Source organism: Aeromonas sp. FDAARGOS 1409, from assembly GCF_019048705.1.
Classification (GTDB): Bacteria; Pseudomonadota; Gammaproteobacteria; order Enterobacterales; family Aeromonadaceae; genus Aeromonas; species Aeromonas sanarellii.
The window spans coordinates 652,899-670,862 of the sequence record NZ_CP077395.1 but is presented as its reverse complement, the minus strand read 5'-3'; the positions used below and the strand labels follow the sequence as shown (position 1 = coordinate 670,862).

General features: G+C 63.5%; 19 protein-coding genes. 13 read left to right on the top strand and 6 right to left on the bottom strand.

The annotated features are described in order from the left end of the window. Position 1: 1 nt before the first annotated feature. The 4 genes from epd (at position 2) to I6L39_RS03105 (ending at position 4,955) form a co-directional block, all read left to right on the top strand. Positions 2–1,012 (top strand): erythrose-4-phosphate dehydrogenase, encoded by a 1,011-nt coding sequence (gene epd, locus I6L39_RS03120; RefSeq protein WP_042077239.1) that lies wholly within the window; start codon positions 2–4, stop codon positions 1,010–1,012. Between the two features lie 65 nt (positions 1,013–1,077). After that, positions 1,078–2,241, top strand: coding sequence for a phosphoglycerate kinase (locus I6L39_RS03115; protein ID WP_042016220.1), 1,164 nt, complete (start codon positions 1,078–1,080; stop codon positions 2,239–2,241). Positions 2,242–2,356: 115 nt separating this feature from the next. Then, positions 2,357–3,436 (top strand): class II fructose-bisphosphate aldolase, encoded by a 1,080-nt coding sequence (fbaA, locus tag I6L39_RS03110; protein WP_042077238.1) that lies wholly within the window; start codon positions 2,357–2,359, stop codon positions 3,434–3,436. Between the two features lie 217 nt (positions 3,437–3,653). Then, entirely contained in the window at positions 3,654–4,955 is a 1,302-nt protein-coding gene (locus I6L39_RS03105) for an FAD-binding oxidoreductase (protein ID WP_216990993.1), read from the top strand. 3 nt (positions 4,956–4,958) lie between these two features. Here the strand turns inward: I6L39_RS03105 and I6L39_RS03100 are convergent, their stop codons facing one another. The 3 genes from I6L39_RS03100 to cutA all read right to left on the bottom strand — a co-directional run bounded on the left by I6L39_RS03100 (position 4,959) and on the right by cutA (position 7,607). After that, positions 4,959–5,384 (bottom strand): hypothetical protein, encoded by a 426-nt coding sequence (locus I6L39_RS03100; RefSeq protein ID WP_042077234.1) that lies wholly within the window; start codon positions 5,382–5,384, stop codon positions 4,959–4,961. A gap of 127 nt (positions 5,385–5,511) precedes the next feature. Then, positions 5,512–7,293, bottom strand: coding sequence for a protein-disulfide reductase DsbD (locus tag I6L39_RS03095; protein ID WP_216990992.1), 1,782 nt, complete (start codon positions 7,291–7,293; stop codon positions 5,512–5,514). After that, a complete protein-coding gene (cutA, locus tag I6L39_RS03090) occupies positions 7,290–7,607 on the bottom strand; it encodes a divalent-cation tolerance protein CutA (RefSeq protein WP_216990991.1) in 318 nt (105 codons plus the stop codon). Before cutA ends, I6L39_RS03095 begins: the two co-directional genes overlap by 4 nt. A 194-nt stretch (positions 7,608–7,801) precedes the next feature. Between cutA and I6L39_RS03085 the strand changes: the two genes are divergently transcribed. Continuing rightward, the gene (locus tag I6L39_RS03085; RefSeq protein ID WP_042077229.1) at positions 7,802–8,143 is read left to right on the top strand and encodes a hypothetical protein; all 342 of its coding nucleotides are present in this window, start codon (positions 7,802–7,804) and stop codon (positions 8,141–8,143) included. Positions 8,144–8,226: 83 nt separating this feature from the next. On the opposite strand, the gene I6L39_RS03080 is transcribed toward I6L39_RS03085, so the two are convergent. After that, complete coding sequence (locus I6L39_RS03080; protein WP_216990990.1) at positions 8,227–8,664, bottom strand: PACE efflux transporter; 438 nt, start codon at positions 8,662–8,664, stop codon at positions 8,227–8,229. 123 nt (positions 8,665–8,787) lie between these two features. On the opposite strand from I6L39_RS03080, the gene I6L39_RS03075 reads away from it, so the two are divergent. Beyond that, a complete protein-coding gene (locus I6L39_RS03075; protein WP_216990989.1) occupies positions 8,788–9,669 on the top strand; it encodes a LysR family transcriptional regulator in 882 nt (293 codons plus the stop codon). Between the two features lie 3 nt (positions 9,670–9,672). Here the strand turns inward: I6L39_RS03075 and I6L39_RS03070 are convergent, their stop codons facing one another. Continuing rightward, positions 9,673–10,584, bottom strand: coding sequence for a folate-binding Fe/S cluster repair protein (locus I6L39_RS03070; protein ID WP_216990988.1), 912 nt, complete (start codon positions 10,582–10,584; stop codon positions 9,673–9,675). A 113-nt stretch (positions 10,585–10,697) separates the two neighbouring features. Between I6L39_RS03070 and I6L39_RS03065 the strand changes: the two genes are divergently transcribed. Continuing rightward, on the top strand, positions 10,698–10,967 hold the full coding sequence (locus I6L39_RS03065) for a succinate dehydrogenase assembly factor 2 (RefSeq protein ID WP_042077223.1): 270 nt from the start codon (positions 10,698–10,700) through the stop codon (positions 10,965–10,967). Between the two features lie 61 nt (positions 10,968–11,028). Further along, complete coding sequence (locus I6L39_RS03060) at positions 11,029–11,400, top strand: protein YgfX (RefSeq protein ID WP_216991745.1); 372 nt, start codon at positions 11,029–11,031, stop codon at positions 11,398–11,400. Positions 11,401–11,464: 64 nt separating this feature from the next. Here the strand turns inward: I6L39_RS03060 and nadB are convergent, their stop codons facing one another. Further along, positions 11,465–13,072 carry an L-aspartate oxidase gene (nadB, locus tag I6L39_RS03055; protein ID WP_216990987.1) on the bottom strand — a complete coding sequence of 536 codons (1,608 nt, stop codon included), beginning with the start codon at positions 13,070–13,072 and terminating at the stop codon, positions 11,465–11,467. A 182-nt stretch (positions 13,073–13,254) separates the two neighbouring features. Here nadB and rpoE point away from each other — a divergent pair, with 182 nt between their 5' ends. The 5 genes from rpoE (at position 13,255) to lepA (ending at position 17,964) form a co-directional block, all read left to right on the top strand. Beyond that, a complete protein-coding gene (gene rpoE / locus I6L39_RS03050) occupies positions 13,255–13,836 on the top strand; it encodes an RNA polymerase sigma factor RpoE (protein WP_042077219.1) in 582 nt (193 codons plus the stop codon). A gap of 22 nt (positions 13,837–13,858) precedes the next feature. Further along, positions 13,859–14,446, top strand: coding sequence for an RseA family anti-sigma factor (locus I6L39_RS03045; protein ID WP_216990986.1), 588 nt, complete (start codon positions 13,859–13,861; stop codon positions 14,444–14,446). Positions 14,447–14,467: 21 nt separating this feature from the next. After that, positions 14,468–15,448, top strand: a complete 981-nt coding sequence (locus I6L39_RS03040; protein WP_042077216.1) for a MucB/RseB C-terminal domain-containing protein — start codon at positions 14,468–14,470, stop codon at positions 15,446–15,448. A gap of 90 nt (positions 15,449–15,538) precedes the next feature. After that, a complete protein-coding gene (locus tag I6L39_RS03035) occupies positions 15,539–16,000 on the top strand; it encodes a SoxR reducing system RseC family protein (RefSeq protein ID WP_209794120.1) in 462 nt (153 codons plus the stop codon). Between the two features lie 170 nt (positions 16,001–16,170). Next, the gene (gene lepA, locus I6L39_RS03030; protein WP_042077214.1) at positions 16,171–17,964 is read left to right on the top strand and encodes a translation elongation factor 4; all 1,794 of its coding nucleotides are present in this window, start codon (positions 16,171–16,173) and stop codon (positions 17,962–17,964) included.

Here is a 17,964-nt window from a genome sequence, read left to right as displayed (position 1 = left end):
CATGATCAAGATCGCCATCAACGGGTACGGCCGCATCGGCCGCAATGTGCTGCGGGCCCTCTACGAGAGCGGCCGCGACAAGCAAGTCAAGATAGTGGCCATCAACGAGCTGGCCGCCCCCGAGGCCATGGTGCACCTGACCCGCTTCGACACCAGTCACGGTCGCTTCCGCTACCCGGTACAGCTCGCGGGCAACAGCATGCTGGTGGGGGAGGATCTCATCTCCCTGTTTGCGGAGCGGGATCCGTCGCGGTTGCCCTGGCGGGCGCTGGGGGTGGACGTGGTGCTGGACTGCACCGGGGTGTTCGGCTCCCGCGCCGATGCCGAGCTGCATCTGGGAGCGGGGGCGGGCAAGGTGCTCTTCTCCCATCCGGCGGATGCGGACGTGGATGCCACCATAGTCTACGGGGTCAACCACCAGGTGCTGACGGGCAGGGAGCGGATCGTCTCCAACGCCTCCTGCACCACCAACTGCGTGGTACCGGTGATAGAAACATTGCATCGAGAATTCGAGATAAATTGTGGTACTATTACGACAATTCATTCAGCCATGCACGATCAGCAAGTCATCGATGCCTACCACGGCGACTTGCGTCGAACCCGGGCTGCCAGCCAGTCCATCATCCCGGTGGATACCAAGCTGGCCAAGGGGCTGGAGCGGATCCTGCCGCACTTCGCCGGCAAGTTCGAGGCGATCGCGGTACGGGTGCCGACCATCAATGTAACCGCCATGGATCTGAGCATTACTGTTCGTAAAAAAGTGACAGTTAGTGACGTAAATCAAGCCCTGCAACGGGCATCCAGAGGTACATTACACGGTATTCTGGACTACACGGAAGAACCCCTGGTCTCCGTAGACTTTAATCATGATGCACACTCCTGCATCATCGATGGTACCCAGACCCGGGTCAGCGATGCCAACCTCGTCAAGATGCTGATGTGGTGCGATAACGAATGGGGCTTCGCGAATCGGATGCTGGATACCACCCGGGCCATGATGGCCGCAGGCTGAGAGCCTGCACGGGTGCAAGGTTACTGTTTTTTTAACATTACCTGAAAATATATAGAGGACTGAATATGTCTGTTATCAAGATGACCGACCTGGATCTGGCGGGCAAACGCGTTCTGATCCGTGCTGACCTGAACGTGCCGGTAAAAGACGGCAAGGTCACTTCCGATGCACGTATCGTCGCTACCCTGCCGACCATCAAGCTGGCTCTGGAAAAGGGCGCCAAGCTGATGATCACCTCCCACCTGGGTCGTCCGACCGAGGGTGAATACAACGAAGAATTCTCCCTGGCTCCGGTCGTCAACTATCTGAAAGACGCTCTGTCCTGCCCGGTTCGCCTGGCCAAGGATTACCTGGATGGCGTAGACGTCGCCGCCGGTGAGCTGGTCGTGCTGGAAAACTGCCGCTTCAACAAGGGCGAGAAGAAGAACACCGAAGAGCTGGCCAAAAAATACGCCGCCCTGTGTGACGTCTTCGTCATGGATGCGTTCGGTACCGCTCACCGCGCCGAAGGTTCCACCTACGGTGTGGCCCAGTTCGCGCCGGTCGCCTGTGCTGGTCCCCTGCTGGCCGGTGAGCTGGAAGCCCTGGGCAAGGCCATGCTGAAACCCGAGCGCCCCATGGTTGCCATCGTCGGCGGCTCCAAGGTCTCCACCAAGCTGACCGTGCTGGAGTCCCTCTCCAAGATCGCTGACCAGCTGGTCGTCGGTGGCGGCATCGCCAACACCTTCATCGCCGCTGCCGGTCACAACGTCGGCAAGTCCCTGTGCGAGCACGACCTGATCGACACCGCCAAGAAGCTGGCTGCCGAGACCAACATCCCGGTGACCACCGACGTGGTCGTGGGTGCCGAGTTCTCCGAGTCCACTCCGGCCACCATCAAATCCGTGTCCGACGTGACCGACGGCGACATGATCTTCGACATCGGCCCGGATTCCGCCAAGGCCCTGGCCGACATCATCATGAACGCCAAGACCATCCTGTGGAACGGCCCGGTCGGTGTGTTCGAGTTCGACCAGTTCGCCAAGGGTACCGAGGTGATCGCGCGCGCCATCGCCGAATCCCCGGCCTTCTCCATCGCTGGCGGTGGTGACACCCTGGCCGCCATCGACAAGTTCGGCATCGCCGACAAGGTCTCCTACATCTCCACCGGCGGCGGCGCCTTCCTGGAGTTCGTGGAAGGCAAGGTACTGCCGGCCGTCGCGATTCTGGAAGAGCGCGCCAAAGCCTAATTGACCCGGGACGGGGGGCAAAAGCCTCCCGTTTCGTTTATCATGTGGCCGCTGTGCCGGTTCATGATGAACCCCCCACTTTTTATTAACGGCATACGAGACAGGACGATTAAACATGTCTAAGAAAATTTTCGACTTCGTAAAACCCGGCGTGATCACTGGTGATGACGTTCAGAAAGTGTTCGCCATCGCCAAGGAAAACGGCTTCGCTCTGCCGGCCGTCAACTGCGTCGGTACCGACTCCGTCAACGCCGTGCTGGAAGCTGCCGCCAAGGTGAAAGCCCCGGTCATCGTGCAGTTCTCCAACGGTGGTGCCGTGTTCACCGCCGGCAAGGGTCTGAAGCTGGAAGGCCAGAAAGCCGCCATCATCGGTGCCATCTCCGGTGCCAAGCACGTGCACGCCGTGGCCGAAGCCTACGGTGTTCCCGTGATCCTGCACACCGACCACGCCGCCAAGAAGCTGCTGCCGTGGATCGACGGCCTGCTGGAAGCCGGTGAGAAGCACTTCGCCGAGACCGGCAAGCCGCTGTTCTCCTCCCACATGCTGGACCTGTCCGAAGAGTCTCTGGAAGAGAACATCGACATCTGCTGCGAGTACCTGACCCGCATGGCCAAGATGAACATGACTCTGGAGCTGGAACTGGGCTGCACCGGTGGCGAGGAAGACGGTGTGGACAACAGCCACATGGACCAGTCCGCCCTGTACACCCAGCCGGAAGACGTGGCCTACGCCTACGAGCGTCTGTCCAAGATCAGCCCGCGCTTCACCATCGCTGCCTCCTTCGGCAACGTGCACGGTGTCTACAAGCCGGGTAACGTCAAGCTGACCCCGTCCATCCTGGACGCCTCCCAGAAGTACGTCTCCGAGAAGTTCGGCATCCCGGCCAAGTCCCTGGACTTCGTGTTCCACGGTGGCTCAGGTTCCACCCTGGAAGAGATCCGCGAATCCATCTCCTACGGCGTGGTGAAGATGAACATCGACACCGACACCCAGTGGGCGACCTGGGAAGGTCTGCTGAACTTCTACAAGAAGAACGAAGCCTACCTGCAAGGCCAGCTGGGCAATCCGGAAGGCGCCGACAAGCCGAACAAGAAGTACTACGACCCGCGCGTATGGCTGCGTGAAGGTCAGACTTCCATGATCGCTCGTCTGGAGAAAGCCTTCTCCGACCTGAACGCCATCAACGTTCTGTAATTCGTTACAGTCCCGTGATTGCATGAAAAGGCGCCCCGCGGGGCGCCTTTTGCATGAGTGCGGATCGCGACGGTGGTCCGCTCGCAACAGGGTGTCCTTCGGGACACCTTTTGCGTTTCTGTGATCCCGGCAGGCTGGATTGCCAGCCAGGGGCTGGGTATTATCGATGACACCCGTTTAATTTAGTAAACGAATGCAACCAGGCAGGATGCTGAGCATGCAGACAGGAAGACAGGGACATCAGGAACACGTGGCCTCCTATTACGCGGCCACCCGCAACGACCATCGGCAGTGGCCCGAGCTCAGCGGTGAGCTGGATGCGGACGTCTGCATCATAGGTGGCGGCTTCACCGGCCTCAACACCGCCATCAACCTGGCCGAGGCGGGCTACAAGGTGGTGCTGCTGGAGGCCAATCGCATCGGCTGGGGCGCCTCGGGGCGCAACGGCGGCCAGCTCATTCGCGGCATCGGCCACGACACCAGCCAGTTCGCCCGCTGGATCGGCGAAGACGGGGTACGCGAGCTGGATCTGATGGGGCTGGAGGCGGTGCAACTGGTGCGCGAGCGGGTCGAGCGCTTCAACATCGACTGCGATCTCACCTGGGGATACTGCGACCTCGCCACCAAGGCGCGCCACCTGAAGGGATTCGAGGAAGATGCCGAACATCTGGCGAGCCTGGGCTACCGGCACGAGCTGAAGATGGTCCCCAGGGAGGAGATCCACACAGTGGTGGGGTCGGATCGCTACATCGGCGGCATGATCGACATGGGATCAGGCCACCTGCACCCCCTCAACCTGGCCCTCGGCGAGGCGCGGGCCGCCCAGAGCCTGGGGGTGGCCCTGTTCGAGCAGTCCAGGGTCACCCATATAGACCACGGCGATCGGGTGCGGGTCACCACGGCCCACGGTCGGGTCAGCGCCGACTACTTGGTGATCGGCTGCAACGCCTATCTAGGCGACCTCCAGCCCGTGCTTGGGGGCAAGGTGCTGCCGGCGGGCTCCTACATCCTCGCCACCCAGGTACTGGAGAAGCGGCTGCGCCAGCGGCTGTTGCCGCAGAACATGGCGGTGTGCGATCAGAACGTGGCGCTGGACTATTACCGGCTGTCGGCCGACGGTCGCCTGCTGTTTGGCGGGGCCTGCAACTACTCGGGCCGTGACCCCCGCGATATCAAGGCCTTCATGCTGCCCAAGCTGCTGCGGGTCTTCCCGGAGCTCGCGGACACCGCCATCGAGTTCCAGTGGGGAGGCATGATAGGGATAGGGGCCAACCGGCTGCCGCAGATCGGCCGCCTGACCGATCACCCCAACGTCTTCTATGCCCAGGCCTATTCGGGCCACGGGCTCAACGCCACCCACATGGCGGGCAAGCTGGTGGCGGAGGCGATACGGGGCGAGAGCAGGGGCTTCGATCTGTTCAGCCGGGTACCCCACATGACTTTCCCCGGCGGGCCGGCGCTGCGCTCCCCGCTGCTGGCGCTCGGGATGCTATGGTACCGGCTGAAGGATCTGCTGTAGGCCTTACCCCTGCTGCGCGGGGTCGGGCTCGGCGAGGCGCCAGCCCTGCTCCGTCTTCATCATCCAGACCTGGGTCTCCTGCGCCAGCACCTGGCCTGCCTCGAAGTCGCCATATTTGCGCTCCAGCTCCATCAGCCCCATCTCCTGCTGGAAGGGGCCGACCCTGTCATAGACCAGATCCTCATCGTGCAGCACCTGCAACTGATCCAGTCCCTGCTTGAAGTGGAGCCGGTAGCTCACCCTGACGAGATAGACCCCCTCCATCCGCTCCTCCTTGCCGAGCACGGCGAAGTCGCTGATGTCGAACAGGCTGGCATCGGCGTCGGCCTGCAGCCTGGCGGCCACCTGGTTCTGGATGACCTCTTCACCGGGCCCCCCGTAGCAGCCGTATAGCCAGCAGGCCAGCAATGGGATGAACCACTTTTTCATCAAAACTCCGGACGATGCGAGACGGGAAAGGGCAAATTCTGCCATGGCGCCGGTCATATACAAGGGATGGTCATGAAAATCAGCGATCAAGGGGTCTGACCCGCACCGTTGTGCGGGCCAGCCCGCTTCAGCGCAACCCGTCCAGCTGGCCCAGGAACTCGGCGGGCCCCATAAAGCCGGTGATCCTCTGCCCCGTGAGCTCCTTGCCCTCGCTGTCGAAGAAGATCAGGGTCGGCAGCCCCAGCACGTTGAGGCCGTTGAGCAGCTCGACGTCGGCGTCGTCGTTGGCGGTGACGTCCGCCTGCAGCAGCACCATCTCCTTGAAGCGGGCCCGCACTTCGGGGTCGCTGAAGGTCTTGTGCTCGAACTCCTTGCAGGCCACGCACCAGTCGGCGTAGAGGTCGAGCAGCACCGGCTTGCCGCGGGCGTCGGCGAGCCGGGCCTCGAGATCGCCCCGGGTCTTGATGCGGATGAACTGCGGCGCCTGGGTCTCGGCGCTGGCCTGGACGCCGGGGGCAGGCAGCAGCAGATCCTTGCCCACCACCACCAGACTCATCATGGCCAGCAGCAGGGCGAAGCCGGCCAGGCTCCTGCCGACCGAGTGAACGCGGTGCTGGTTGTGGTGGTGGAGGTAGGCGCACAGCGCCAGCCCCCAGGCGAGCCAGGCGAGGGTGGTGATCTGATCGCTCCAGAGCCTGGAGAGCAGCAGGACGGGGACCGCCAGCAGCGCAAAGCCGAAGAGTTGCTTGATCACGTCCATCCAGGCGCCGGCCTTGGGCAGCAGCCTGCCCCCCGAGGTGCCGAGCAGCAGCAGGGGCAGCCCCATGCCCAGCGACAGCGCATAGAGGGCCGCCCCGCCGAGCCAGAGGTCGCCACTCTGGGCCACGTAGATGAGGGCCCCCGAGAGCGGCGCCGTGGTGCAGGGGGAGCAGACCAGCCCCGAGATCATGCCCATGATGGCGACCCCGGCCACGGATCCCCCCTGCTGGCGGTTGGAGAGGCCGGACAGCCGGGTTTGCAGGCTGCTCGGCAGTTGCAGGGTGTAGAGGCCGAACATGGAGAGGGCCAGCAGCACGAACATGACGGAGAGGCCGATCAGCACATAGGGGTGCTGCAGGGCCGCTTGGAATTGCAGGCCCGCCGAGGCCACCACCAGTCCGAGCAGGGTGTAGGTGATCGCCATCCCCTGTACATAGGCAAGGGAGAGCAGGAAGGCGCGGCGGGTGGAGAGGCGCTGGCCCGCGCCCGCGATGATCCCGGTCAGGATGGGATACATGGGGAAGACGCAGGGGGTGAAGGCGAGCCCCAGCCCCAGGGCGAAGAAGGCGGCGACGCTGAGCCAGAAGCCCTGGCTGCCGAGGGCGGCCGCCAGCCTGTCCTGCTGGCTGCCCGGGGCATCGGCGCCCTGGACGCTGGCAGCAGGTCCCGCATCTGCGGAGGCGGCCAGAGGCTGCACGGCGATCCGCTTGTCGGTCGGTGGGTAGCAGAGGCCCTCGGTGCAGCCCTGATAGCTCAGGGTGAGGCTGGCCCCCTGACCCGCCTCGGTCAGGGTGACGGGGATGGTCAGCGTCTGGTAGAAGACCCGGCTCTTGCCGAAGAAGTCGTCCTCGTGCTCGGTGCCCGGGGGCAGGACGGGTTCGTCGAAGGCGAGGTTCTCTCCCTTGACGCGGATGCTGTGGCGATAGAGGTAGTAGTCGTCGGCGATGCGCAGGGTGAGCGTGAGCCGGTCGCCCTGCTGCTCGCTCTCGAGGACGAAGGCCTCGTCCACCTTGAGGAATCTGGGCTGGGCACCGGTCTCGATGCCGAGGCTGCTCAGCAGATCCTGGCTGCCGACCTGGGCGGATGCCGGCGGGGTGCACAGCAGTCCCAGCAGGAATAGCAGAGGCGTCAACAGGCGAAAAGGGGTCATGAGGTCTCCTCCCTCAACCAGTCGAGATAGGGTTGATGACCCTGGCTCGCAGGCAGCGCCAGGATCTCCGGCACCTCGTAGGGGTGATGGGCCAGGATGCACTGGCGAAGGGGTTCGAACAGCTCGGCCCGGCTCTTGATGATGAGCTGGATCTCCCGCGCTCGCTCAATCTTCCCCTGCCAGCGGTAGACGGAGGTGAGCCCGGGCAGTTGGCTGATGCAGGCGGCGAGGCGCTGGTCGAGCAGCCGCTCGCAGAGGCGGTCGGCACTGGCCTCGTCGGGGCAGGTGCAGAGCACCAGGATGGCGTCGGTCATGGTGAAATATCTCGTCCGATCGGAGCGGTTCGGCGTCCGCAAATCAGGGGTTACTATAACCTAGCGACGGGCCAAATAGCATCTTGCCTGCCTTGCGGGGGCGACATGAAAATAAGTGGGGGCCCTGAGATGGACGCTCCCTGAGGGACAGGGCAGAATGAGCGGGCTTGTTCCCACTCTACGTAAGGAAATGTATGACCCAACAGAATGAGCAGCAGAGAAACCGCATGTTGAGCCTGTTGCGTGAAGGCGAGCGCCGCATGCTGGTGCAACTGGCCGGTCTGCTGCGTACCAGTGTCGATGAAATCAATGCGGAGCTGGAGAAAGAGGAGTTGTTGTCTGCGTTGGAGCAACCCATCACGGTGGAGTATCTCAACGGCGTGGTGCAGCATCATCTGTTCGAGCGCCTGCACAAGGGGGACATGGTGGCGGCCCAGCGCATGCTGAGCCAGTACCAGAGCGACCTCGAGGCCATGCTGAACCAGGAGGCGAAGCAGGACGAGGAATCCCCGCAAGAGGCCAGGGCGCAGGCCTGATCCCGGCACGCCGCCCTGCCTCCAGCACCATCATGCCTTTCGCATGATGGTGCCTCGTGGTTATTCACACCTCTTTTCGCCCTTCACCCCAGCACACCTGGCTGGCGCACCATGGGGATGGGGAATACCTTGTCATAGCTCCAGTTGTAGACGAAGGCATAGACCAGGTAGAAGAGCACGAAGCCCAGATCCAGCACCAGCGCCTCCAGCAGGCCGATGTCGAGCCACCAGGACATGACCGGCAGGGCGACGACCAGCAGACCCCCCTCGAACCCCAGGGTATGCAGCACCCGCTGCCACAACGCCTTGTGGGTATGGCCCTGACAGTGCAGCAGCAGCTTGTCCACCCCGATGTTGTAGACATAGTTCCAGACGGTGGCGACCACCGAGAAGAACAGGGCCAGCGGGCCCATGTGGTCCAGGCCGACGCCGGTCACCCAGCTCGCCAGCGGGGCGGCGATCAGCAGGCCAATCAATTCGAAGCCGATGGCGTGGCGCAGGCGGTCACGGGTCGTACGCATGATCAGTCTCTCTTTCTTAATGGGAACGGTGGCCAACTTATCGCGAATTGGCGATAGATACGCGTTGGTATCTATCGCTAAAATAGATGGATATGGCGCCACCACCGAGTACTGGAGCAGACCATGACACCCTCACTGGAACAATTCAGAACCCTGCTGGCCGCCGCCGAGACGGGCTCCTTCTCGGCGGCGGCGCGGCGGCTCGGCAAGGCCCAGTCGGTGGTGAGCAGCGCCATCGCCAACCTGGAGATCGATCTCGGCCTCGAGCTGTTCGATCGCAGCGGCCGCTATCCGGTGCTGACGGAGGCGGGGGCCCGCATCAGCCAGGAGGCCGGCGTCCTGTTGGCCCAGAGCGAGCGGCTGCAGGCCATCGCCGGTGAACTGGCCAGCGGCATCGAGTCGCGCCTCACCCTGGCCATCGACGATGACTCCCACCTGCCCTGGCTCGGCTCCCTGCTGGAGGAGTTTGCCAGCCGCTACCCCAGGGTGGAGCTGGAGCTGTTGTTCCCGCTGATGGAGGACGTGACCGAGCTGCTCAAGAGCGGCCGGGCCCAGCTCGGCATCAGCTACCAGAAGGCGCACCCCGAACGGGATCTGGTCTCCCGTTCCCTCGGGGCCGTCACCATGCCGCTGGTTGTCTCCCCGGATCACCCCCTGGCCCGCAAGACACCGCTGCATGAGAGCGACCTGCAGGGGGCCCGCCAGTTGATGGTGACGGGACGGCGTGAGGGGACGGAGCGCCATCGCTTCCGCCTCTCGGCGCAAGTGTGGTGGGTCGAGGGGGATCTCGGCGTGCTGGAGCTGGTCAAGCTGGGGCTGGGGTGGGCGGCGGTGCCCGAGTTTTTGCTGCATCGGCCGCTGGCGCGGGGGGAGCTGGTGGTGCTCAAGCCGGACTTTACCGCCCAGGCCGAGCTGGAGCTGGAGCTGCAATGGTATCGCGCCCGCCCGCTCGGGCAGGCGGGGCGCTGGCTGAAAGAGGCCCTGCTGGCGCGGGTGCCTCGCTAGACGTCAGTCGGCAAGCGGGTAGGGGAGGGGCTGCAGTGTCAGGCTGGAACCTTCCTCCTGTTTGAGGCGGAAGCGGGCGTCGGCCTCGGTGTCTTTCGGCAGCACGGCGGTGAGCCACACCTGACCCTGCTGCTGCCAGGCGTTGAGCACCAGACCGCTGCGGCGCCAGTTGTCACCGAGCTGGATCTCCAGGGCATCGCCGCTGGCAACCGGGCCGCCGGCGCTGCCCGTCAGCACGAAGAGGGCGCGGTTGTTGGCGCCGCGATACTTGGCGCGAGCCACCGTCTCCTGCCCCATGTAGCAGCCCTTGGTGAAGCTGATGCCCTCCAGGGCCTGCAGGTTCAGCATCTGGGGAATGTACTCCCCCTGATGGACCGCCTCCAGATGGGGGAGACCGGCCTTGATCTCCAGCCCCCACCAGAGCGCTTCGTCGCCGACCGGCAGGTTCAGGGCCAGGGGCGATTCGCTCGCCAGCAGCCAGCGGTCCGTCTCCACCCGCATCGCCATGCCGCCGTCGACCAGGCCGGTTTCCCGAAGGCCGTGGTGCGCCGAGATCCAGGCATCCGAGCCCTGGCCGGCCAGCCCGACCACTTCGCCCTGGAACTCGCCGATCTCGACCTTGGCGAACACCGCAAACTTCTTGAGTTCCGGCAACTGGCGTGCCAGCACCGAGGGTTTGGTCAGCATCAGCAGGCTCTCTTCCAGGCAGAGCAGGCGAAAATCGCTCCACAGCTTGCCCTTGGGATCGCAGTGGCCGCCGAGGCTGCTCTGGCCTGGCAGCAGGGCGTTGACGTCACAGGTGACCTGGCCCTGCAGATACTTGGCGCGATCCGGGCCCGTGAAGCGGGTGACGGCCAGATCGGTCAGGGAGAACAGGGTCGGCTCGGCAGGAAGAAGAGGGGTCGGCAGGCTCACGATGGGATTCCAGAGACAGAAAGTATGTGACCTGCATGGTAAAGACGTAAGGAATGTTTGTCAGCCGGAAAATCCAGCTGCTACCATTCCCGGGTCTTTGTAAGGAGAGTTCCATGTTGACCCCAAGTGAGAAGTCCCGCCTGAAGTGGGCCTGCCGCCGCGGCATGCTCGAGCTGGATGTGATCTTTATGCCCTTCTTTGAACACGAGTTCGACGGCCTCGGCGAGGCCGAGCAGCAGACCTTCATCCGCCTGCTGGAGTGCGAGGATCCCGAGCTGTTCCGCTGGTGCATGGGGCACGGCGTGCCGGACGATGCCGCCTTTGCCGCCATGATCCCCCTCATCCTCGAGCGCAACCAGGCCCGCCACGATCGCCTGCGCTGAGCCTGGTTCCCGACCCGCGGCCTGACCCATGGCCAGCCCGGTTCCCCCGATGCGGGTGGTGATGCCCGTCAGCGCCTCCCGCCGGCAGCGTCTGCTGCTGTGCACCTTGTTTCTGTTGCTGCTCTGGCCCACGGCCCGCCTGATCCAGGGCTGGCAGTGGGGGCTGTTTCTTCCCTGCTGGGGGCTGGGCCTCTGGCTCGCGGTACGCCGGGTTGTGGCGGGCGAGCCCCTCGTCTGGGATGGGGAGTGGCTGACGTGGCAAGGGGCGCGCCATCGGGTGGATCCCGGCAGCCGCATCCTGCCAGGGGTGCTCTGGTTGAGGCTGTCGCCTGAGCGGGGGCCGGTCCGTCACCTCTGGCTCTGCTCCGATGCGCTGGCGCCCGAGCACTACCGTACCCTGGCCCGCGCCATCCACCTCGCCGCACCTCGTTGAGCTCCTGCACTGGCACCAATGAATGACCCCGCCGAAGCGGGGTCATGGAGGAAAAGCCTGGAGGTCAGTCCCGCTCCGGTGTCAGCACAGTCGGCTTGGGATTGGGCTGCATGTCCGGATAGTCCAGGTTGTAGTGCAGACCCCGGGACTCCTTGCGCTGCAGGGCGCAGTTGACGATCAGCTCGGCCACCTGCAACAGGTTGCGCAGCTCCAGCAGGTTGTTGGAGACGCGGAAGTTCGCGTAGTACTCCTGCACCTCCTGCTTGAGCAGGTCGATGCGACGCTTGGCCCGGGCCAGGCGCTTGTTGGTACGCACTATGCCCACGTAGTCCCACATCATCAGCCGCAGCTCGTGCCAGTTGTGCTGGATCACCACCTGCTCGTCGGAGTCGTCCACCTGGCTCTCGTCCCAGGCTGGCAGGCTGGGGGGGGCCACGCTGGTGGGCAGCTTGGCCAGGATGTCGGCCCCCGCCTGGTGGGCATAGACCACGCATTCGAGCAGGGAGTTGGAGGCCATGCGATTGGCGCCGTGCAGCCCGGTGTAGGTCACCTCGCCGATGGCGTAGAGGCCGGGGATGTCGGTCTGGCCGTTGTTGTCGATCATCACGCCGCCACAGGTGTAGTGCGCCGCCGGGACTATGGGCATGGCCTCCCTGGTGATGTCGATGCCGACCGCGCGGCAGCGATCAAAGATGGTCGGGAAGTGCTTGATGATGAAGTCCGCCGGCTTGTGGCTGATGTCCAGATACATGCAGTCGGCGCCCAGGCGCTTCATCTCGTGGTCGATGGCGCGGGCGACGATGTCCCGCGGTGCCAGCTCGGCCCGCTCGTCGAAGTCCGGCATAAAGCGGCTGCCGTCGGGGCGGCGCAGATAGGCGCCCTCGCCGCGCAGGGCCTCGGTCAGCAGGAAGTTGGGGTCATCCGGGTGGAACAGGCTGGTGGGGTGGAACTGGTTGAACTCCAGGTTCGCCACCCGGCAGCCGGCGCGCCATGCCATGGCGATGCCGTCGCCCGAGCTCACGTCCGGGTTGGAGGTGTACTGGTACACCTTGGAGGCGCCGCCGGTGGCCAGCGCCACGAAGCGGGCGCGGATCACCTCGACCTGCTCGACGTTGCGGTTCCAGACATAGGCGCCCAGCACCTTGTTGCCCGGCAGCCCCAGCTTGCGGGTGGTGATGAGGTCGACCGCGTTGAAGCGCTCCATCAGCTGGATGTTGGGATGGGCGCGCACCTGATCGATCAGGGTGAGCTGCACCGCCTTGCCGGTGGCATCGGCCGCGTGGAAGATGCGGCGATGGCTGTGGCCCCCTTCCCGGGTCAGGTGGTAGTGGGACTCCCCCTCGGCATCCTCCTCCTGATCGAAGGGGACCCCCTGCTGGATCAGCCACTGGATGGAGTCGCGGGCATTGCGGGCGGTGAACTCCACCACCGCCGGGTCGCACAACCCGGCCCCGGCGTTGAGCGTGTCGCTCACGTGGGATTCGATGCTGTCGGTCTCGTCGAACACGGCAGCGATGCCTCCTTGCGCATAGAGAGTGGCCCCCTCACTGATGGGCCCCTTGCTCAGAACCAGGACTTTGGCCTGGTCTGCCAATCGCAACGCGAGGGACAGACCGGCGGCACCGCTGCCAATGATCAGTACGTCGCAAAGGTATTCAACACTTGCTTTCATAAGTATCATTGGCCTGGATTAAGAACTGGCCCCATGGTAGCCCAAGGGGGGGCTGTGGTGCAGCCCGCATCACATTTTTTTCAATGCAAGCGAACTTTCTCTGATTCCTCCTGTCTGAACTTGTGCGCTTAGAAGGGGCCGGAAAAGAAGAACGATAACCTGATGGGGGTTTTACGGCTCTGATGAGCGACCAGAATCTACTGGACGAACAGCTGGTTGAACGGGTCCAGCGTGGCGATAAGAATGCATTCAACCTGTTGGTACGCAAATACCAGCACAAGGTGGTCAACCTGGTGGCCAGGTATGTCAACAATCCGGGCGATGTACCGGATGTGGCGCAAGAGGCCTTCATCAAGGCTTATCGTGCACTGCCGACATTCCGTGGCGAGAGCGCGTTTTACACCTGGTTGTACCGGATCGCCGTCAACACGGCCAAAAATTACCTGACGTCACAGGGGCGCAGACCGCCCAGCAGTGATGTCGAAGCGGATGAGGCTGAATACTATGGTGGTGGTGAAGCCCTGCAAGAGGTGGCCACCCCGGAAAACCTGGCGCTGACCGACGAGATCAAGCGCACCGTGTTTACCGCCATAGAAGCCCTGCCCGAAGATTTGAGAACGGCGATCACCCTTCGCGAAATGGAAGGGCTGAGCTACGAGGAGATTGCGGAGATCATGGATTGCCCTGTGGGTACGGTGAGATCCCGCATCTTCCGGGCGAGGGAAGCAATCGATAAAAGGTTGCAACCTCTGATCGAGCATTAACTGGGGAAAGACAGGCAAACTTATGGCAAATAAAGAGCAACTTTCAGCCCTGATGGATGGTGACCTCAGCGAGATAGAGGTTCTGAAAGAGCTGGGAACGGATCCCGCTCTGCAAGATACCTGGGCGCGTTACCATCTGATCGGTGATGCCATGCGGGGAGACCTGCCGGTCAATCTGCAACTGGATCTCAGCGACAGCATCATGCTGGCGCTGGAAGACGAACCGGCCATATTGGCACCCAAGCCGGCCCAGTCCGCCGCACCCGCGGTGAAGACGGCTGGCAAGGTGGTGCCCCTGGTTCGCCGGTTCGGTCAGCAAATGGGACAGTATGCCATTGCCGCCTCCGTGGCTGCCGCCGTCATCTTCGGGGTGCAGCAGTATCAGGGCCAGGATGGTGTCCCCAGCAACCCGGTGCTCAACACCATTCCGGTCGGCGGTAGCGCGGCCCCGGTGAGCGTGCACTACCCCCAGGACGGCAGCCGGGCCGGCGTGCGTCAGCAAGGCTTGAGCGAGCAGCAGATGCAGGAACAGCGCGAGCGGATCAATGCCTTCCTGCGCGACCATCAATTGCAACAACGTCTGCTGCAAGACAAGCAGATTCAGGAATAACGCATTTTTAGGGATCAGATCGTGCGCCAGTCCAGCCTCATTCTGCTGGCCTCTCTCCTGTTGACTTGTGCCAAGGCCTCGGCCGACGATCTGTCGGCCGAGGCCTTGTTGCAGCAGATGCAGAGTGCCGTTTCGCAACAGAACTTCGAATTGTCCATGGTCAAGGCCAGACAGGGTCGGCTCGAGCCCATCCGTTTCAGCCACGGCGTGATCGATGGCAAGGAGGTGGCCCACCTCAGCTATCTCGATGGCAAGGCGGTGGAGTACCTGCAGCGCCAGAACGAGTACACCTTCTTCGAGAACACCCACGAGCCCTACACCCTCAAGGGGGCGCGCTTCCCCGGGGTCTGGTCGAGCCTGGTGAAGATGCCGCTGCCCCGGGTGCTGGAGAGCTATGACCCCGTGCTGGCCGGACGCAGCCGGGTGGCGGGTCTGGTGGCCCAGGTCGTCAGGCTGGTGCCCAAGGAGGCAGACAAGTACGGCTTCGTGCTCTGGATCGACGAACAGAGCCATCTGCTGCTTAGGGTGGACATGGTGGATCGGGAAGGTAACCTGGTGGAGCAGGTGCTGGGAGTGGATCTGGACAAGCAGTCTGCCCCGGCACCCTGGCTGGTGACCCTGGCCAAGAGCCAGCTGCCCGAGGCGCTGGCGCTGGAAGATGCCTATCCCACGCCCCAGCAGACCCTCAACTGGCACCTGACCTGGCTGCCGGATGGGTTCAAGGTGCTCTCCCAGGACAGGCACCAGCTAGTCAGTACCAGCCTGCCGGTGGATTACATGATGCTCTCGGACGGTCTGGTGGATCTCTCCGTCTACGTCGCCCGGGTCGACCCCAAGCAGGCTGTGCGCCAGCAACTGATCCGTCAGGGCGCCACCTCGCTGGTGAGCTATGTCAACGAGGTCGGCGTGGAGATCACAGTGGTCGGCGAGGTGCCTGCCGAGACCGCCAAACGCATCGCCGAGTCGGTGCAGCCCCTGACCCGCAACGAGGCGGTGCAGTGAGGCGTGAGTGCGACACTTGCCGAACCCGGGCTGGCGTGCTGAGATCGGATAAACCCATTGCCACCCGTCTGGAGTCACCTGGTGAGTAACATGAGCGAAGAGCTGGCGACCGTGGTCGCCATCGAGGGGCCCTATGCCTGGGTGGAGTGCGAGCGTCGCTCCGCCTGCAGCGGTTGCCATCAGCAGTCCAGCTGCGGCACCGGGACCGTCGCCAAGGCTTTTCCCATGAAGGCGCAGCGATTGCGGGTCGCCCTCACCGGCGAAGTGGCTGTGGGCCAGCAGATCCGTCTCGGCATCCCCCAGGCCAGCATCCTGCGCGGGGCAGCCCTGGTCTATGTGCTGCCACTCTTTTGTTTGCTGCTCGGCGCCCTGATCGGCCAGCTCTGGCTGGCACCCCTCTTGTCGGCGGGGGAAGGGGTCACCATCCTCAGCTGCCTGCTGGGCGGCACAGTCGGATTTTTACTGGTTCGTTACTTTTCCGACCGGCTCGAGCAGGGGGAATATGGCCCCCGCATGCTCGGCGTGGTGCTCAAGACCCGCCATCTCTCCTGAGGGGCGGGATCCTCTGCTGGCGCTGGCGCCGCCACCTTGGTGCCGGAAGCCCGCCAGACAAGGCGCTATTTCTGGTGCCCGCCGACTAAAGATTGGCCGTCGACCGGGTTATCCAGTAAAATCCTGCCCTCATATCCGACCCTAACTTAATTTTGAGTGATTCTTGCTCGATGAAACACATTCGTAACTTTTCGATTATTGCGCACATCGACCACGGTAAGTCGACCCTGTCGGACCGTCTGATCCAGACTTGCGGCGGCCTGTCCGACCGCGAGATGCAGGCCCAGGTGCTGGACTCCATGGATCTGGAGCGCGAGCGCGGCATTACCATCAAGGCACAGAGTGTGACCCTGAACTACCAGGCACAAGACGGTAACACCTATCAGCTGAACTTTATCGACACCCCGGGCCACGTGGATTTCTCCTACGAGGTTTCTCGCTCCCTGGCTGCCTGTGAAGGGGCTCTGCTGGTGGTGGATGCCGGTCAGGGGGTTGAGGCACAGACTCTGGCCAACTGCTACACCGCCATGGAAATGGATCTGGAAGTGGTGCCGGTGCTGAACAAGATCGACCTGCCGGCCGCCGAGCCCGAGCGGGTGGCCGAGGAGATCGAGGATATCGTCGGCATCGACGCGATCGACGCGGTGCGCTGCTCCGCCAAGACGGGCCTGGGGGTGGACCTGGTGCTCGAAGAGATCGTCGCCCGCATCCCGGCCCCGGAGGGGGACCCCGATGCGCCGCTGCAGGCGCTGATCATCGACTCCTGGTTCGACTCCTACCTGGGGGTCGTGTCGCTCGTGCGGATCAAGAACGGTTCCCTCAAGAAGAACGACAAGATCAAGGTGATGAGCACCGGCCAGACCTGGGGTGTGGATCGCATCGGCATCTTCACGCCCAAGCAGGTGGATACCGACGGCCTGGGCTGTGGCGAGGTGGGTTGGGTCGTCTGCGGCATCAAGGACATACACGGCGCCCCGGTGGGCGATACCCTGACCCTGGCCAAGCACGGCGCCGACAAGCCGCTGGCGGGTTTCAAGAAGGTCAAGCCACAAGTCTACGCGGGCCTGTTCCCCATCTCCAGCGATGACTATGAAGCGTTCCGCGATGCGCTGGAGAAGCTCTCCCTCAACGACGCCTCCCTGTTCTACGAGCCGGAGAGTTCCACCGCCCTGGGCTTCGGCTTCCGCTGCGGCTTCCTCGGCATGCTGCACATGGAGATCATCCAGGAGCGTCTGGAGCGTGAGTACGATCTGGATCTGATCACCACGGCGCCGACCGTGGTCTACGAGATAGAGCAGACCGACGGCACCACCATCCACATCGACAGCCCGGCCCAGATGCCCGCCATCAACAGCATCAAGGAGATGCGCGAGCCCATCGCCGAGTGTCACATCCTGCTGCCGCAGGAGTACATGGGCAACGTCATCACCCTGTGCATCGAGAAGCGCGGCGTGCAGACCAACATGGTCTACCACGGCAACCAGGTGGCGCTGACCTACGAGATCCCCATGGCGGAAGTGGTGCTCGACTTCTTCGACCGCCTGAAGTCCACCAGCCGCGGCTACGCCTCCCTGGACTACGGCTTCAAGCGCTTCGAGACCTCCGACATGGTGCGTCTCGACATCATGATCAACGGCGAGCGGGTCGACGCCCTGGCCATCATCACCCACAAGGAGAACGCCCAGTACCGCGGTCGCCAGGTGGTGGAGAAGATGCGCGAGCTGATCCCGCGCCAGATGTTCGACATCGCCATCCAGGCCGCCATCGGCAACCAGATCATCGCCCGCAGCACGGTCAAGGCCCTGCGCAAGGACGTGACCGCCAAGTGCTACGGTGGCGACGTGAGCCGTAAGAAGAAGCTGCTGAACAAGCAGAAAGAAGGCAAGAAGCGGATGAAGTCCCTCGGCCGTGTCGACGTGCCGCAGGAAGCCTTCCTCGCGATCCTCCATGTCGGAAAGGACTAA

Excerpts from the sequence above, each read along its gene's own strand:
- I6L39_RS03115 (WP_042016220.1), top strand. The coding sequence starts at position 1,078 with ATGTCTGTTATCAAGATGACCGACCTGGATCTGGCGGGCAAACGCGTT.
- I6L39_RS03100 (WP_042077234.1), bottom strand. The coding sequence starts at position 5,384 with ATGAAAAAGTGGTTCATCCCATTGCTGGCCTGCTGGCTATACGGCTGC.
- epd (WP_042077239.1), top strand. The coding sequence starts at position 2 with ATGATCAAGATCGCCATCAACGGGTACGGCCGCATCGGCCGCAATGTG.
- I6L39_RS03095 (WP_216990992.1), bottom strand. The coding sequence starts at position 7,293 with ATGACCCCTTTTCGCCTGTTGACGCCTCTGCTATTCCTGCTGGGACTG.
- I6L39_RS03105 (WP_216990993.1), top strand. The coding sequence starts at position 3,654 with ATGCAGACAGGAAGACAGGGACATCAGGAACACGTGGCCTCCTATTAC.
- cutA (WP_216990991.1), bottom strand. The coding sequence starts at position 7,607 with ATGACCGACGCCATCCTGGTGCTCTGCACCTGCCCCGACGAGGCCAGT.
- fbaA (WP_042077238.1), top strand. The coding sequence starts at position 2,357 with ATGTCTAAGAAAATTTTCGACTTCGTAAAACCCGGCGTGATCACTGGT.
- I6L39_RS03045 (WP_216990986.1), top strand. The coding sequence starts at position 13,859 with ATGGCAAATAAAGAGCAACTTTCAGCCCTGATGGATGGTGACCTCAGC.
- I6L39_RS03035 (WP_209794120.1), top strand. The coding sequence starts at position 15,539 with ATGAGCGAAGAGCTGGCGACCGTGGTCGCCATCGAGGGGCCCTATGCC.
- I6L39_RS03075 (WP_216990989.1), top strand. The coding sequence starts at position 8,788 with ATGACACCCTCACTGGAACAATTCAGAACCCTGCTGGCCGCCGCCGAG.
- I6L39_RS03080 (WP_216990990.1), bottom strand. The coding sequence starts at position 8,664 with ATGCGTACGACCCGTGACCGCCTGCGCCACGCCATCGGCTTCGAATTG.
- I6L39_RS03085 (WP_042077229.1), top strand. The coding sequence starts at position 7,802 with ATGACCCAACAGAATGAGCAGCAGAGAAACCGCATGTTGAGCCTGTTG.
- I6L39_RS03065 (WP_042077223.1), top strand. The coding sequence starts at position 10,698 with ATGTTGACCCCAAGTGAGAAGTCCCGCCTGAAGTGGGCCTGCCGCCGC.
- rpoE (WP_042077219.1), top strand. The coding sequence starts at position 13,255 with ATGAGCGACCAGAATCTACTGGACGAACAGCTGGTTGAACGGGTCCAG.
- nadB (WP_216990987.1), bottom strand. The coding sequence starts at position 13,072 with ATGAAAGCAAGTGTTGAATACCTTTGCGACGTACTGATCATTGGCAGC.
- I6L39_RS03060 (WP_216991745.1), top strand. The coding sequence starts at position 11,029 with ATGCCCGTCAGCGCCTCCCGCCGGCAGCGTCTGCTGCTGTGCACCTTG.
- lepA (WP_042077214.1), top strand. The coding sequence starts at position 16,171 with ATGAAACACATTCGTAACTTTTCGATTATTGCGCACATCGACCACGGT.